Source organism: Fischerella sp. PCC 9605 (assembly GCF_000517105.1).
In the GTDB taxonomy this organism is placed as follows: Bacteria; Cyanobacteriota; Cyanobacteriia; order Cyanobacteriales; family Nostocaceae; genus PCC9605.
Map to the genome: position 1 here is coordinate 215,508 of NZ_KI912149.1, position 16,991 is coordinate 232,498.

At 42.6% G+C, this 16,991-nt stretch carries 11 protein-coding genes and 1 CRISPR repeat array; of the genes, 4 read left to right on the forward strand and 7 right to left on the reverse strand.

What is annotated here, in order from left to right; translation table 11 throughout:
* Window positions 1-47 precede the first annotated feature (47 nt).
* Window positions 48-2,774: a CRISPR direct-repeat array (repeat unit 37 nt; unit sequence GTTGAAACTTCTATTAATCCCTATTAGGGATTGAAAC).
* A gap of 9 nt (window positions 2,775-2,783) precedes the next feature.
* From FIS9605_RS0115890 to FIS9605_RS0115900, 3 genes are all read right to left on the reverse strand, one after another.
* Window positions 2,784-3,620 carry a carbohydrate ABC transporter permease gene (locus FIS9605_RS0115890; protein WP_026733476.1) on the reverse strand — a complete coding sequence of 279 codons (837 nt, stop codon included), beginning with the start codon at window positions 3,618-3,620 and terminating at the stop codon, window positions 2,784-2,786.
* On the reverse strand, window positions 3,617-4,525 hold the full coding sequence (locus FIS9605_RS0115895) for a carbohydrate ABC transporter permease (protein WP_026733477.1): 909 nt from the start codon (window positions 4,523-4,525) through the stop codon (window positions 3,617-3,619). Before FIS9605_RS0115895 ends, FIS9605_RS0115890 begins: the two co-directional genes overlap by 4 nt.
* 124 nt (window positions 4,526-4,649) lie before the next feature.
* On the reverse strand, window positions 4,650-5,891 hold the full coding sequence (locus FIS9605_RS0115900) for an ABC transporter substrate-binding protein (protein ID WP_035140018.1): 1,242 nt from the start codon (window positions 5,889-5,891) through the stop codon (window positions 4,650-4,652).
* Between the two features lie 388 nt (window positions 5,892-6,279).
* Between FIS9605_RS0115900 and FIS9605_RS0115905 the strand changes: the two genes are divergently transcribed.
* Complete coding sequence (locus FIS9605_RS0115905; RefSeq protein WP_026733479.1) at window positions 6,280-7,749, forward strand: MFS transporter; 1,470 nt, start codon at window positions 6,280-6,282, stop codon at window positions 7,747-7,749.
* A gap of 152 nt (window positions 7,750-7,901) precedes the next feature.
* Here the strand turns inward: FIS9605_RS0115905 and accD are convergent, their stop codons facing one another.
* From accD to leuB, 4 genes are all read right to left on the reverse strand, one after another.
* Window positions 7,902-8,861 carry an acetyl-CoA carboxylase, carboxyltransferase subunit beta gene (accD, locus tag FIS9605_RS0115910; RefSeq protein WP_026733480.1) on the reverse strand — a complete coding sequence of 320 codons (960 nt, stop codon included), beginning with the start codon at window positions 8,859-8,861 and terminating at the stop codon, window positions 7,902-7,904.
* An 810-nt stretch (window positions 8,862-9,671) separates the two neighbouring features.
* Window positions 9,672-10,604 (reverse strand): prepilin peptidase, encoded by a 933-nt coding sequence (locus tag FIS9605_RS0115915; protein WP_026733481.1) that lies wholly within the window; start codon window positions 10,602-10,604, stop codon window positions 9,672-9,674.
* A 67-nt stretch (window positions 10,605-10,671) separates the two neighbouring features.
* A complete protein-coding gene (locus FIS9605_RS0115920) occupies window positions 10,672-10,950 on the reverse strand; it encodes a hypothetical protein (protein WP_026733482.1) in 279 nt (92 codons plus the stop codon).
* Window positions 10,951-11,042: 92 nt separating this feature from the next.
* Window positions 11,043-12,128 carry a 3-isopropylmalate dehydrogenase gene (gene leuB, locus FIS9605_RS0115925; protein WP_026733483.1) on the reverse strand — a complete coding sequence of 362 codons (1,086 nt, stop codon included), beginning with the start codon at window positions 12,126-12,128 and terminating at the stop codon, window positions 11,043-11,045.
* A gap of 299 nt (window positions 12,129-12,427) precedes the next feature.
* On the opposite strand from leuB, the gene hflX reads away from it, so the two are divergent.
* The 3 genes from hflX to grxC all read left to right on the forward strand — a co-directional run bounded on the left by hflX (window position 12,428) and on the right by grxC (window position 16,882).
* Window positions 12,428-14,173 carry a GTPase HflX gene (gene hflX, locus FIS9605_RS0115930; protein ID WP_197036118.1) on the forward strand — a complete coding sequence of 582 codons (1,746 nt, stop codon included), beginning with the start codon at window positions 12,428-12,430 and terminating at the stop codon, window positions 14,171-14,173.
* 477 nt (window positions 14,174-14,650) lie between these two features.
* Window positions 14,651-15,433 carry a PEP-CTERM sorting domain-containing protein gene (locus FIS9605_RS0115935; RefSeq protein WP_026733485.1) on the forward strand — a complete coding sequence of 261 codons (783 nt, stop codon included), beginning with the start codon at window positions 14,651-14,653 and terminating at the stop codon, window positions 15,431-15,433.
* Window positions 15,434-16,609: 1,176 nt separating this feature from the next.
* Entirely contained in the window at window positions 16,610-16,882 is a 273-nt protein-coding gene (gene grxC / locus FIS9605_RS0115945; protein WP_026733486.1) for a glutaredoxin 3, read from the forward strand.
* Window positions 16,883-16,991: the final 109 nt, after the last annotated feature.

Genomic DNA, 16,991 nt, shown 5'->3' on the forward strand with positions numbered 1-16,991 from the left:
TAATGAACCTTGAAAACCGAATACAGACTAGTTTTCGGGCTACCGCAGTTGAAACTTCTATTAATCCCTATTAGGGATTGAAACAAATCGTTGGGTTTACGAAGCTAGGTGCTTTGATTGTTGAAACTTCTATTAATCCCTATTAGGGATTGAAACCTTTGAGCTGACAGAATAAAAATTGTTTTTTGGTGAATCAGGTTGAAACTTCTATTAATCCCTATTAGGGATTGAAACCTATTACCGCTAACTATCCATGTGGTAATTTGATGTTGAAACTTCTATTAATCCCTATTAGGGATTGAAACAGCTAGTAGAGGCACAAAACCAGATTGCAAAACTAGAAGAAAGTTGAAACTTCTATTAATCCCTATTAGGGATTGAAACACTCTAGGGGAATCTTACCGGGGCGTGGTGGAACGTTGAAACTTCTATTAATCCCTATTAGGGATTGAAACTGGCTCTATCAGGTTATGCTCAGGGATGCCCGCGTTGAAACTTCTATTAATCCCTATTAGGGATTGAAACTGCTCATCCGTGTATTTGCGCTGATTCAGTTTTTGTTGAAACTTCTATTAATCCCTATTAGGGATTGAAACCTTCAAAGTCACAGAGAAGATACAGTCCCAACTAAAGTTGAAACTTCTATTAATCCCTATTAGGGATTGAAACACAACAGAGACCATGTAGTAGTCAGGGTCGGCAGTTGAAACTTCTATTAATCCCTATTAGGGATTGAAACAAGATGGGACTCCGGGGAGTACCCAGTGCTAATAGTTGAAACTTCTATTAATCCCTATTAGGGATTGAAACGCAAGTAGCCACTAGGGGTTCCCAGATGACTTTGCGTTGAAACTTCTATTAATCCCTATTAGGGATTGAAACGAGGGTACCAACAAGCAGGTAGGTCGGACCTGATGTTGAAACTTCTATTAATCCCTATTAGGGATTGAAACACCTTTACCAGCAAGAGAATCACTTAGAGACTTACTAAGGTTGAAACTTCTATTAATCCCTATTAGGGATTGAAACAATACCAATAACAGATATTAAAATACCTAAAATACAAGTTGAAACTTCTATTAATCCCTATTAGGGATTGAAACCTAAAATATATTGCCATTGATTGGAAGAAACAAACATGGGGTTGAAACTTCTATTAATCCCTATTAGGGATTGAAACTATTGAATGACAGTATTGTAAATAATAAAGGTAGTGTTGAAACTTCTATTAATCCCTATTAGGGATTGAAACCTTTAGCTGGAGATTGGGGAGGTGCAGCAGTAACTGTTGAAACTTCTATTAATCCCTATTAGGGATTGAAACGCTCCTTCATCAGAACTAGCATCAAACACCGCTAAAGTTGAAACTTCTATTAATCCCTATTAGGGATTGAAACGAAAAAATCAGTATGTCAACTGAAACAGTTGCGGTTGAAACTTCTATTAATCCCTATTAGGGATTGAAACTAATAAAGAGAAATAACTTATTTATTTAATGAATGGTTGAAACTTCTATTAATCCCTATTAGGGATTGAAACTATCAGCTTATTTGGCAAAGATACGGTTTATTGGTTGAAACTTCTATTAATCCCTATTAGGGATTGAAACGTCGCCGGGCTAATCCCGGCATATGCAACTCCATTATTGTTGAAACTTCTATTAATCCCTATTAGGGATTGAAACACTGTGACCTTAGGGCAGAATGAGAAATCCAGTAGTTGAAACTTCTATTAATCCCTATTAGGGATTGAAACAAAAAAAGATGCAATGTTAGACAAACAAATTGAAGGTTGAAACTTCTATTAATCCCTATTAGGGATTGAAACAATAAGAAAACCCCTAGGTAGCCCTAGGGGTTCCTAACGTTGAAACTTCTATTAATCCCTATTAGGGATTGAAACGCAGGGATAGAAGATTGTAATATCCAATCCTCGGATAGTTGAAACTTCTATTAATCCCTATTAGGGATTGAAACCATGTTTACCGGCACGCCTAACAAGCTACTCATGTTGAAACTTCTATTAATCCCTATTAGGGATTGAAACCCTGGGTATGATAAAACGGGTACCTGGATGGACTGGTTGAAACTTCTATTAATCCCTATTAGGGATTGAAACCCCTGATAACCCTAGTTATCAAACAGAGGGTCGCCTAAGTTGAAACTTCTATTAATCCCTATTAGGGATTGAAACTCGCGCCACCATTTATCCGCATTGATGAAACTCGTTGAAACTTCTATTAATCCCTATTAGGGATTGAAACTTCGTAGATAGTACTTAACCAGACTAAATCATCCGTTGAAACTTCTATTAATCCCTATTAGGGATTGAAACTAGTTTCTCCCATTGCCAAGAGTATCCCTGCTGCACGTTGAAACTTCTATTAATCCCTATTAGGGATTGAAACAAATCCAACAAACCTGTAAGAGGTAGTGGAGGTGGTGTTGAAACTTCTATTAATCCCTATTAGGGATTGAAACAACGGCTGAACCATTGCAGGAAGAACTTAACTCGGGTTGAAACTTCTATTAACCCCTATTAGGGATTGAAACGGAAGTCTTGCAACAGCGTAGTTGCGCCGACCGAGGCATGTTGAAACTTCTATTAATCCCTATTAGGGATTGAAACTTGTAGCCGGATGGATAAGCCAACAGCGGCGAGGGTTGAAACTTCTATTAATCCCTATTAGGGATTGAAACCTCTGGCAAGACTTCATCAGGTTATGACATCTACCCAGGTTGAAACTTCTATTAATCTCTACTAGAGATTGGAACCTTGATTTTCTATCCTTTCCCCCCTGTAAAAGTCACACCTTGAATAAAATACCGATTGAAAAAGGCGTAAATCGCCAAAGCTGGCAAGGTGAACACCATCGAAGCTGCCATGATGTAATTCCAATAACTGATATATTGACCTTTGAAGCTGTTCAGTCCTAAAGGCAGGGTAAACATTTCTGGATCAAACAAAATAACCACGGGTAGCAAGAAATTATTCCAACTACCCATGAACACAAAAACCGCCTGTGCTGCTAATGCTGGTTTCGCCAAAGGTAAGACAATACGCCAGAAAATGCCGAAGGGTGTTAAGCCATCTAGTGCAGCAGCTTCCTCTAATTCCTTGGGAAAGTTGACAAAAAACTGCCGCATCATAAAGATGAAAGTGGCATTAACCATACTAGGGACAATCATGCCTTGGTAAGAATTCAGCCAGCCAAAGGCTTTCAATATCAAAAATGTCGGGATTAGCGTTATTTGTGCTGGTACTGCTAGTACTGCCAGAATCAGCAAGAACCAAAAGTGCCTACCCCGAAAGCGTAGCCTTGCGAGGGCGTAACCTGCCATTGAGTTGAACAGCAAGTTTAAAACGGTGACGCTAACGGCAATGACTACACTGTTGAACAGCCAGCGGAGAAACAGCGGTTCTTGTAGAAAGATTTGTTTGTAGTTATCTAAAGTAAAGTGTTTGGGCAAGAAATTAATTTCGCCGCTAACAATTTCGGAGAGGGGTTTAAATGAAGCGGAAAGCGCCCACAAAAAGGGGATGAGGGTAACAATCGCATATAGCGCCAGTACAGTATAAAGCAGCACTTTTAACCAGGAGATGCGAGAGATACTGTTCACACTCTTTCGCCTCCGAAGAGTCGCCGCTGAATCAGAGTGATAGCAATGATAACCACTGCTAGCAAAAAGGCGATCGCAGCCCCGTATCCCATTTGCAAGTTCCGAAACACAGCTTGATATATTAGTAAAACTACAGTCAGAGTGGCGTTGTTAGGCCCGCCAGTGCCGTTAGAGAATATATAAGACTGATCAAACAGCTGAAATGTGCCAATTATTCCCATTGCCACTACAAAGAAGGTAACGGGTTTGAGCATGGGAATTGTAACGTAGATAAATTTTTGCCAGCCATTTGCACCATCCAGTTCTGCTGCCTCGTATAGTGATTGAGGGATATCCTGTAAGGCTGCCAGGTAGATGACCATGTAAAACGGTGCTGTTGACCAGATGTTCATAATCATGATGCCTTTGAGTGCTACAGCCGGATCGCCCAACCAGTTGTAGGTGGGCAGCCTCAAAAAAGCGAGAAAATTATTGAGTAGCCCATTAGTGTTATAAATCCACATGAAAATTAGCGTCAGCACAGCGGAAGAGGTGACAGTAGGCAAAAAGTAAAGGATGCGCCACCAGTTTTTGCCGCGAATGCCAGAATTTAGAGTAACAGCGAGGAATAAGGCCAAAATAGTTTGCGTTGGCACTACAATGGCGACATATTCCGCTGTATTCTTAAGGGCGATCCAAACCCGTTCATCTGCTAAGAGGCGCGTAAAGTTACGAAAACCAATGAAATCGTACTCAATACCGCCAAGAAGTTGGACTCTATGAACGGAAAGGAAAACCGCCCAAACAATTGGCAGGACTACAAAACTCACCAAAACCAGAATAGCGGGCGTCATGAACACATACCCAGCCAGATCTTCTGCGATATTCCACCTGGCTTTTCGTCGACGCCTTCTTAAATCAAACACTAAGGTACACCTCCGCCTAATCACGCACCCTGTAGCTGTAGCGATGGTTGGCGCATGATTGTCTATTATACTCCTTCAGATAGATGAATGATTTTCACTAAGTAGTTAGCTGGTATTGATGGCACTACTCCATTGCCTGGATTAATTTATTAGCTTCTGCCTGCGCCCGTTGCATTGCTTGCTTGAGGGGTTGTTGTCCTAGTAGGGCGCTGACAAATTGGTTGTCAAAGTTATTCATGATCGCTGCGGGATGCTTACCTGCTTGCCAAGGCATGGCGTATTCAACTCCTGCCAAAAACGCAGACCGTAAAGGGTCTTGTTCATAACCCAACTTCTGTGCTACAGATTGGCGTGTTGGCAGGGCAAAGCCTGTTGCTGTCCACTTTTCCATACCTTCTTTGCCCGTGAGATAGGAAATCAACTCCCAAGCTTCGGCTTTGTGCTGTGACTGTTTGTTCATCACGTAGGCAACAGTAAATACCATCGTACCTTTTTTGTCATTAATAGTTGGTACTTCTGCGGTAGCAAAATCAAGCTGAGGAAAAGTTTCCTTCAGATAGGGAATTGCCCAGTTACCCTCAATTACCATTGCTACCTTGCTTTGACCGAACATTTCACTACCTGAGTTTGTCCCGACATCAGATTTTTGCGCGGAGGTGCGGTCTTTTTGATACTGGTCTACTACTAATTGCAATCCCTGCAACCCAGCCTCAGAGGCGAAGGCTGCATAACCATTTTCATCTACCAGTTGCCCACCAAAAGCTTTGATTTTGTATGCCTGACGCGCTAACTCTGGAATTACTCCATAGCCGTATTGGTCAATTCTACCGTCTTGATTTTTATCTACTGTTAATTGTTTGGAGTAGGTACGCAGTTCATACCAGGTAGTGGGAGGACTAGTTAAGCCAGCCGTAGCAAATGCTTGCTTGTTATAAAAAAGGGTAAGGGTAGAATAGTCTTTGGGCAGACCATAGATATGGTTGTCGTACTTAAAGCTGTTAATTAATGTCTCTTCAAAATCTGGCAAGTCAAATTCAGAGTTAATATAAGCATCTAGTGGTTCTAGAACGTTCTCACTCATCAGGAAAGGAGCCTCAAGAGCATCCAGATAGAAAACATCAGGTGCTGCTTCGCCAATCAAGCGTGTTTTAATCACATCCATGTATTGGTCGGAAATGACTTCATACTTGACTCTGAAACCTGGATGCTGTGTCTCAAAGTCTTTTAGTACTTGTTTCAATAGTTTTTGCTCAGTAGGATCTGAACCCCAACCACTAAGTTTAATGACAACTGGGGTGGTTGCTGTGGAAGCGCTAGGTAGGGATAGGTTTTGGCAACCGAACGCGCAGAGGGCGATCGCTACCATTAACATTAAAGTTAAGAAATTTAACAAGCTTCTTTTTCTCACCGCAGGATGAAGACTCTTTCACCCAACTTATAACTTCTCTGGTGCCAGATTAATTTTGCAAAAATTAAATTTTTATTTAGAAATGCAAGGTAGAATAACAAAGAATTACAAACACTTTAAGGAAAAATGTGTTTAAAAGCAACTTGATTAATGTTACTTTATACACCCAAACACACTCCAAAACTATATAGAAAACGTAACTGTTTCAGGCTGGTCAAGGGTAAGGGTTAATAGTTATTGATTAGCGCTCAATAACCAACAACAACCTAATTACCAATTGCCTATATGCCAGGCTCCACAAGTAATTTTACAACTGATTTTTAATTTACGCCCACCTGCTTAGTTCATGAACTCAATTCAGGTTGAATCTACTTTGCCTCTGGTTCCCGAAATTTCTGAGATAGCAGTTGCACAAACAACATTATCTCCTGCTTCTACCCCAAAACCCAGCCCTACAGTTTCAAAGGATGCTATTCGCAATAGTCTACGAGCCTCAACTTTAGATGGTGTGTTTGCAGGGGTTTTTAGCATCACCACTGGTGGTATTTTACTCAGTAATTTCCTAGTCGAATTAGATGCCAGTCCGATAGCTTTTGGGGTACTCTCCTCTATTCCGATGTTGGTAAATTTTATTCAGCCTTTGGGCGCTTACCTATCGGAACGCTCAACCAGTCGCTGCAACTATTCTCTTTTGGTTTACGGGCCTTCTCGATTAGTTTGGCTGATTCAGGTAATTGGTATTGCAGCCTTCAGTTGGGGACTGATTAATTCCCAGCAGTTAGTATTATTGACGCTCTTGATTGTGCTATTGAGCCATCTATTTGGCGGATTGGGGAGTGCATCATGGCTGAGTTGGATGGCGACATTAGTCCATCGGCGTTTGCGAGGGCGGTATTTTGGAATACGCAGTAGTGCCGCTAGCTTAACCAATTTGATTTGCGTACCTTTGGCAGGGCTAGCTGTATCTACTTGGCACGGTGGTACTCTCCAAGGTTATGGAATAGTTCTGTTTGTGGGCATGCTATTTGGACTGATGAGTTTGATATGTCAGTACTTCAAAGTAGATGTGAACCCGCAAGAGGAAAATGCTACTGCCATCAGGATTGGTTCTAAAAAAGCAGTGTCTTTAGAAACAAATAATACTATTAAGCCCACACCTAAAGCTAATGCTTGGGAGAATATTCTCAAGGACACTAATTTTTTAGTATTCCTGCTTTACTTCAGCTTATGGATGTTTGCTGTTAACCTCAGCGCCCCTTTTTTTAACCTTTATATGTTGGATAATCTTGACTTAGATGTCAGTTGGGTGACGCTCTACAGCAGCCTTCAAGCAGGGGCAAATATGTTAATGTTAATTCTCTGGGGCAGATTGGCAGATAAAATTGGTAATCGTTTTATCCTATTTTTGATTGGAATTTTAGTTGCGATCGCCCCTTTGTTTTGGTTAGGCATTGGTCATACTTCTCTAGATGTATGGGTGTGGTTGCCTATGTTACATATTTTTCTGGGAGGAACTTGTGCAGCAATTGATTTGTGTGGCAACAATATGCAGTTGGAAGTTGCACCCACAAGAAATCAATCCATATATTTTGGGATGATAGCTGCATTTGCTGGGGTGAGTGGCGCTTTAGGTACAATCCTAGGTGGTTTTCTAGTACAGAATAGTTTCTATGGAGGCTTACCAGGATTGTTTGTTATCTCAAGTATGTTTCGACTGGTAGCGCTTTTGCCACTCACCTTCGTACAAGAGAGACGAGGAGAATCTTTTATACAAACATTCCAAGGACTGCGATTATTTAGCAAAAAGCTAGCTTAAAGTTAGGGAATAGGGGTTGTTAGTTGTTAGTTGTTGGTTGGTGGTTGTTGTTTGTTGGTTGGTTGTTCTAAAGAACCACTAACTACTAACCACTAACTACTAACCACTAACCACTAACCACTAACCACTAACTACTAACCACTAACCACTTTTTATTCAGCGACGCTAGAACTTAAAGTCATTGTCTTCTCCCACAACACCATACTATGAGTTGTTGTTGCTGTGGGAGGCTGGTGTAAGGCAATCAATTGGGCTAAAGTTTTCTTCAGCTGGGTACGAGGTACAATTTCATCGACAAACCCATGCTTAAGTAAATCTTCAGCAGTTTGGAAATCATCCGGCAGTTTTTCCCGTAGAGTTTGCTCAATCACTCGCCGACCTGCAAAACCAATGGTTGCCTTTGGTTCTGCCAAGATGATATCACCCAACATCGCAAAACTAGCAGTAACACCGCCTGTGGTGGGATTAGTCAGAATAGGAACATATAATAGTCGTGCTTCTCGGTGAAGTTCCAAGGCTGCCGAGATTTTGGCCATCTGCATCAGTGAGAGCATTCCTTCTTGCATCCTAGCTCCACCCGAGGTACAGACGATAACTACAGCATACCGTCGCTGAGTGGCTTGTTCTATCAAGCGGGTCAGTTTTTCGCCAACGACGGAACCCATACTACCACCCATAAAGCGAAAGTCCATCACACCAAGGGCAACTGGCAAGCCGCTGATTTCACCTAAACCTGTTTTGACAGCATCTACCAAGCCAAGCTTTTCTTGGGTTTCTCGCAGGCGATCGCTATAGGCTTTGCGATCGCGAAATCCTAAGGGATCGCTGGGACGCAAATGCTCATCTATTGGTCTCCAGGTACCGGGATCTATCAGTTGGCGAATGCGCTCATCACTATCTACCCGATTATGATGTCCGCATTCAGTGCATACCATCTGATTAGCCCTAAGGTCTTTAGTATAAGTCAAGACTCCACATTTAGGACACTTATTCCACAGCCCATCTGCTATTTCGCGTTCTTGACGTTCAAGGCTAATAGATCCAGATTTTCGTCGATTTGCAAACCAGTCAAATAAAGATTTTAAACCACGTGATTCTTCGTTGTTCGCCATTTGTTTCTTATGCCAGTGGGTAGTTGTCAAAAGCAGGTTAATCCGCTTTGCGGAGTCATTTGTCCTTTGTCATTTGTCATTTGTAGTTTGTTTTTACCAATGATCCTTACGGGTTCGCCAGTCGCACCCTGCACCGAAGCCGCCCTGCGGGCGTCTACATGGGGGACTCGGGGCCCCCACGACCGACAGGGAGTGGGGATTGGGGGAGAACCCCCTATAAGTGCGCGCTGGCTCACCAATGACTAATGACGAATGACTAAATCACAAATTTAGTCTTTTAAACAATTCAGACTTTTTGCATGCATCTTTGGTTGCCAGCTTATCGAAAATAAGTAAACCAATTCAAGCCTCTTGTTCTTCTTGTGGGAAACTTATAAATAAAATACAATTGGTTATCTGACACGGTTGGGTATGACCTAAAACCTGTTAAAGTTTTAACAATTGAGGGTATTGTAGCTTTGTGTTAATCCCGAACGGAGATTACAAAGAATTAACAGGGGTGCCAGCCCCAAAATAGAATAGGACTTCGCCCCCAACTCAATAATTCTTTTTTGTATCTTATGAACAGCTAGTAACTGCTGCATTAGTTCTGCTTGCCAACGGGTACTAGTCGTGAAGAGAGTAATTCAGGTCACAGGATAATATTAACAGAAGTTAAGTCGCACAAGGGGTAATGAAGTTTACGGTTGCGAGGTAATCGTTGGTGGTTGGTAGTTAGTGGTTAGTGGTTAGTAGTTAGTAGTTAGTGGTTCTCCAACAACCAACAAACAACAAACAACAACCAACAACCAACAACCCATAATAAATTCCTTAAGTCGCATTAAAAAATAATCGCAGATAGCTAGACAAGATGATCTCGCCACTAAACAAGGTGATTATCGATCCAAGAGCAAGAAAAGGTCCAAAAGGCATCTTTTGACCCCATTTCTGAGGCAGCACCGTAGGAAGATTTCCTTCGTTAGAGACATCCACTCTCACAGAAGCCTTGCTACGCTTCGCGTCTATCCGACGGCTTTCCCCAAGATGGCGATCGCCGTACTGCGATCGCAAAATTGTAACACCACCTACTAAAGCTCCCACCAAGCAAGCAACAAAAGCAGCTAAGAGCAAATACTTCCAACCCAGCCATGCTCCCATCATGGCTGCTAACTTGGCGTCACCTCCACCCATTGCTGTTTTACCAAATACTATTGAACCAACTGTAGCGATCGCATCAAACAGCCACAAACCCAACACTGCTCCTACTATCGCCATCATCAAGTGATTTGCTAATGTTGACCAGCTACTACCCTCTGGCAAAAAACCAACCATAACTTGAAATGCTATGCCCAATACCAACCCTGACTGAGTCAGTGGGTTAGGTAAAGTCATCGTATCTAAATCAATGAGTGACAGCGCTAGTAACCAACTACAAAATACCCAATATCCTACCGTCAAAACCGATACGTTAAACATCCAAAAAAGCAGTAAAAACAACACTCCCGTTACCACTTCTATCATTGGGTAACGCAGAGAAATTTTACTTTGGCAATAACGACAACGACCTCTTAGCCATAGCCAGCCAAAGACAGGGACATTATCGTAAGGTTTGAGTTGATTTGAGCAGTGAGGACAGTGAGAAGGGGGAAAAATAATCGACAACCCAGCTGGTAGCCGATAAACCACAACATTGATAAAACTACCTACAGATGCACCCAAAGCGAATACGATTAAATTCGCCAGAATGACAATCAAGATGTCCATATTGTCATTTGTCCTCTGTCATTTGTCCTTTGTCAAAAGCTAATGACTAATGACCAATGACTAATGACTAATACATGTACGATTCAATTTGATTTAAAGGCACAAAACATTCTTGGGGTAAAAGGACTGGTTGATTAGTAAAAATTACCTTACCCCGGTGATTAACGCGGTTAATTGCCACACCAGATGGTTGACCAGCCATTTCGGGATGTACCTCACAGTAAGTGTAGTAGATTTGCCCAGCAGCTCTGACGACGGCAGGATCGATCAAAGGCGGCTGGTTTTTAGGGCTGGTAGGGCTAGTATGGCTGGTAAAGTTTGCTTGTTCTTGTCGTAAAGCGTACACAACTTACTGAGTTTGGTTACTAGGTTTGTCTTAATAGTTTATACGAAACTTTCAGCAATGGTTGCCAAAATTTCGGTTGCTACTGTTGAAGCTTATTCTTCAAGGATCTTAATCAGAGTCTCGCCCATAGCACGGCAACCTAGAAGTTGCATACCCGGAGACATTATATCCCCAGTTCGAGCGCCGCTTTGTAAAACTTGCAACACTCCTTTTTCGAGAAAGTCCGCTGCCGCGCCTTGGTTTAATCCGTAACGGAGCATCATTGCCGCACTCAAAACCTGGGCGAGGGGATTGGCTTTATCAAGTCCCGCAATATCAGGGGCGGAACCGTGCACGGGTTCAAACACTCCTGGGCCAGAAGCACCCAAACTGGCAGAAGGCAACATCCCAATACTGCCAGTGAGCATAGCAGCAGCATCAGAAAGAATATCACCAAACAAATTACCCGTGACGATCGTATCGAACTGTTTGGGAGTGCGTAACAGCTGCATGGCAGCATTATCCACATACATGTGAGTTAGTTCTACATCCGGATATTCTGTTGCCAATTTCGTCATGCGATCGCGCCACAACTGCGATACTTCCAAAACATTGGCTTTATCGATCGAACACAGCTTGCCTTGACGTTTCCGTGCTGTTTCAAACGCTACCCTGCCAATGCGCTCAATTTCCGATTCCGTGTACGCCATTGTATTCACACCGCGCTTTTCCCCAGTTTCCGTTTCAAAAATTCCCTTGGGTTTGCCAAAGTAAATTCCACCAGTGAGTTCGCGCACCACCATAATATCAACGCCTTCTACAACCTCTCGTTTCAAGGTAGAAGCGTCTATTAGTTGAGGCAATATTTTTGCTGGGCGCAAATTGGCAAATAATTCCAAACCCGCACGCAGTCTGAGTAAACCAGCTTCTGGACGTAAATGTGATGGTAGGGAATCCCATTTGTAACCGCCAATCGCTGCTAATAATACAGCATCGCTGTTGCGACATATATCTAAAGTTGCTGCTGGTAGAGGTTCGCCAGTTGCGTCAATTGCCGCACCTCCTACCAGCGCTTCTTGGAATTCAAACTGAATATCAAATTTTTTCCCTACGACCTTCAGCACATCTACCGCCACAGCCATAATTTCGGGTCCAATGCCATCGCCAGGAAGTAGGGTAATGCGGTATTGCTGTGCCATAGTTCGTTTTGACTGGATGAGTGTTTAACCGTGCAGAAAAATTTTCAGCTTCAATATAATACCGAGCAAGTGTACCTATGGATTTTTTAATTTATTTATTCACCTTTGTTAAGAGATATATAGTAGAAGCGCCCAGAGCATTCGCAAACCCAAACCGTCAAGAGTCAAGAGAACGTCGACTTATGAGCAGGTCAGAAATTATAACGCACCCTCCATCAGTAAGACTTTTGACATAAAAACAGTATTGTAAAATAGAAAAAGTAGGATTCGAGGGACCAGTTCACTGGTCAAAAGTGCTTATCGAGACTATTTTCGGTAATCTTCAGGGTCTAAAGTCCAGCCAGCTAAAGCAACTACAGCGGCTGTATCACCAGCGCATTCCGGGCGATCGCATCACTACGCCCGAGTTTGCCCAGCGTTTGGCAGCTATTAGCACTGAAATCAATCAGCCTGTATGTGCCTACCTCAACCGTCGCGGACAAGTAATCCGCGTAGGCGTAGGCACTCCGCGTCAAACGCAAATTCCACCGTTGGAATTACCCCGTTACGGTGCAGAACGACTTAGCGGTATCCGTTGTCTTGCCACCAGCTTGAAGCCAGAACCCCCCAATGAAGGGGCTTTGACGGCTATGGCACTACAACGTCTTGATGCTCTAGTGGTGCTTAATATTACTGGGTCAGGCTTTCAAAAGCGGGGTGGTGGAGCTACAGGGTACGTCAAAGAAGCTTATTTGGCGCACCTCACATCGCAAGAGTCCCGCGCCCTAATTACTAGTCCTTCTTCGTTCAAAGCACAGGGAAGTAATTTCCAATCTCCAAGTTGGAGTGTGTCACCACCCATAAGCTTGGATGTGTTGACAAAGCAAGACTTGATTGAACTGGTCGAAGGACTGGAAGAGGAGTTCCGGCGGGAATTTGTCGCCCAAGAAGTAGATACTGACCACGATCGCGTGGTAATTGTTGGGATAATGACCGACGATCTGTCATCTCAACAATTCCAAGACACTGTAGCAGAATTGGCACGGTTAGTAGATACAGCTGGCGGCGAGGTATTGCAGACACTTTGGCAAAAGCGATCGCGCATTCATCCCCAAACAGTAGTTGGGGAAGGTAAGGTGCAAGAAATCGCTCTCACAGCCCAAACCCTAGGAGCAAATCTCATCGTCTTTGACCGTGACCTTTCACCATCTCAAGTCCGCAACTTAGAGACTCAAATTGGTATCCGGGTTGTCGATCGTACCGAAGTAATTTTGGATATCTTTGCTCAACGCGCTCAGTCTCGTGCTGGTAAGTTACAAGTAGAACTGGCACAGTTAGAGTATATGCTGCCGCGACTAACTGGTAGAGGACAGGCAATGTCTCGACTTGGTGGCGGTATCGGTACTCGTGGTCCTGGTGAAACCAAATTGGAAACGGAACGACGTGCCATTCAGCGCCGTATTGCTAGATTGCAACAAGAAGTAAATCAGCTACAGGCGCATCGAGAACGCTTGCGACAGCGGCGACAACATCGGGAAATCCCCTCCATAGCTTTAGTTGGTTATACCAATGCAGGCAAGTCTACCTTATTAAATGCCCTAACTAATGCTGAGGTTTACACAGCCGACCAACTATTTGCTACCCTCGACCCCACTACGCGCCGCTTGGTTGTTCCCCATGCCGTAACTGGTGAATCTCAAGAGATTCTACTTACAGATACGGTAGGGTTTATCCACGAACTACCAGCATCTTTAATGGACGCCTTCCGCGCCACTTTAGAAGAAGTCACAGAAGCTGATGCTTTACTGCATTTAGTAGATTTATCTCACCCAGCTTGGTTAACTCACATTCGTTCAGTGAGAGAAATTTTGGCACAAATGCCAGTGACTCCCGGCCCGGCGCTGGTTGCTTTTAACAAAATTGACCAAGTGGATAGTGAAACTTTGACTCAAGCGCAGGAGGAGTTTCCCCTAGCGGTGTTTATTTCTGCAAGCAAGCGCTTGGGATTAGAAACTCTACGCCAGCGTCTTGGTCAGTTGGTTCATTACGTCAATTCTTCTCAGTAAAAATTTAGGTTTCCACACAAATAAAAATTCAAACTCTCTGAGAATCAAAATTCAGGATCAATATTAAATCCAGTTTAAATAGCCTCCTTCTTTAAAGTCCGCTGTAGCGGACTTTTTTGTTTTGTCCTTACTTATATTTTTCAGTAGAAATACGGCTTATTTAAATGAAATTTATATTTATCAGTAATAAATATAAAATTTACGTTGTTTATTAGGTCATAAATCTCGTGTAAATATGGAATTACAAGCATTAATTTAGATATAAAAATTCAATTTTAATATTATCTTTTCTGTGAAAACACTAATTTTTAAAATTCAAGTCAAAGCCAGAACAAATATAAAGATATCAAGAAAAAACGGTAACAACTGAAGCCAAATATCAAAGTAATAAAGATAATAGTAAGCACTATAAAACAACAGGGTGCAAATATACCTGTGGAAGATTTGGTGAATAAGATAGAAAGGAAAAGTAATAAGATGTCTAAGCGTTTTTCAAAATTAGCTTTTGGAGTATCCACCGCATCTTTAGTGGGACTCTGTGTTACTAGTTTTGCTCCCGCAGCTTTAGCAAAAGCCCCAGGTAGTGGCAAACCTGATACCAAGCAACCTGACACCACTCAAACAACTAGCAATACCGGCAGCACTACTTCTAGCAGTAGCAGTTCCACTGGTGGTTCAACGCAGTTAAGCTGTAATCTTACTGATGTCTTAATTGGAAATACTACTGCTACAGCTTGTAAGGGCCCCTTTGATGGTAATGACACAGGAGCAGGAAATCCTTTACTTACTGAGTTGAATAAAGGTCTGTTTGATATTGGTTCTAACGTTACTTGGTCATTAGCTGGAAAATCGGACTCGGACGAGAACAATATTTTTGGTTTTGAAGCACAAAATGGCTTAAGCACTGGTACATGGAGTTTAGATAAGGCGCTGAGCAGTAATACTAGTAATGGTCTTAGTACCTTTGTGGTTAGCCTCAAGACTAGTACCAAATATAGTGCCTACCTCTTCAAAGACATTGATTTTTCTCAAACGAGTTTACAAGGAATTTTCAATACCATCGGTGTTGCTTTAAATGGAAGTAGTACACAAGGTAAAGCGTTATCTCACGCCTCATTATTCGTAGCCACTTACGCAAAGCCCAGCACTATCCAAAAAGCTAAAGTTCCAGAACCGAGTGCTTCCATAGGTCTTGGTCTAGTTGTAGGTGGAATGGTCATTGCCCGCCGTCGCAAGTCTAACTCTGCTGTGCAGAAGTAAATGAGCAGATGATTTAGAGGTCGAAAGCTACGGTATGAAGGGACTTGTAACTTTTGATTTATTTCTGATATGACATATTTACTCCAGATTCCAATCGCTCTCTAACACCTCTAAAGGTTTACCCGAACCTGTATTGTAGTCGCAGCTTTGGGATTGTTTGCTGTGGGTGCCTTGAAACTCAAAAATAAAAATCAACAGCATGTTTCCCAGAGTTAAATTGAGTGAATTTTTCCTGAACTCAAACTAGGGCTTAGAAGCGCTTAGCACTTCTAAGCCAGTTTTTTAAGGGTAAACTTTTCATCAATCCGCAAACCACAGGGGAATAAAGTTTGAGCTGAAAAGTATTACTGCACGATAGTTCACTACGCATCACTATGATTTCTCCTCTAAACTTGAACCGACAAATACCATACCAAAGCAAACTTAGTTGATTCACTACACTTATATGACTCGGTAAATACTGAAAAACTTTTGTTTTGATTTTAAGGTTTATCAGTATCATTCATGAGGTTTTTAGTATTTAAAATCGCATATCATCTGTTTGTTACGCAACTGGATGCAATTCTATATAACTATTATGGGCTAAGCGTTTGGTTGAGTCAGCTATTAAATTTTAATGGCACGATCACCAGCAAATGCCCTTATATAATTTTATTGTTTAAGTATATATTTTTACTATATAAAAATTTTCAGTTTTATTCACATCTTCTACCCTTCGGGTTCGCCAGTCCCCCCTAAAGGCAGAAGCCCTTCGGGTTCGCCACTTTCCCATCTGGCACCAAGCCAAGACGGGAAGTGGTCTCACTCCTGAGGGGGCTGGTCTCACCGCCCTGACGGGCGTCTACGCCAGTCGTACCCTGCACCGAAGCCGCCCTGCGGGCGTCTACATGGGGGACTCGGGGCCCCCACGACCGACAGGGAGTGGGGATTGGGGGAGAATCCCCTATAAGTGCGCGCTGGCTCACCACTTGCAACTCTCTGGAGGCAGAGCCTCTGGCTCTCGCAATCGTAGGGCTAAGCTCTTCCCGCAGGGTATGGTGCAAGATATCAGAATAGATACTTTGCTTGTATTAGTCTACTTAGCGCCTACTTGGAACTAGCAAAGATGGGATGAAGTACCCACAGCCAACAACAACATTCTAAAATTAAGAATTATTACATCAAGTAGAGGACGTTATGGCTGCGAAAGTAGAAATTTACACTTGGATGACTTGCCCTTTTTGCATCCGTGCCAAAAACTTATTGAAGAAAAAGGGGGTTGAATTCGTTGAATACAGTATCGATGGAGATGAAGCAGCACGGGATAAAATGTCTCAAAGAGCAAATGGACGGCGCTCTTTACCGCAAATTTTCATCAACGATGTTCATGTTGGTGGTTGTGATGATGTACACGCTTTAGAGGCCCAAGGCAAGCTGGATAATTTACTAGCTTCTAGTAATAGCGTGTAGATCCAAAAGGGTTGCGATGGCGCTTTTTGTTCGGAGGCGATCGCAAATAAGCCAAATCATCAGGGGATAATCTAAATTAAATGACCTTGAAATTTGCTGGCAATTGAGG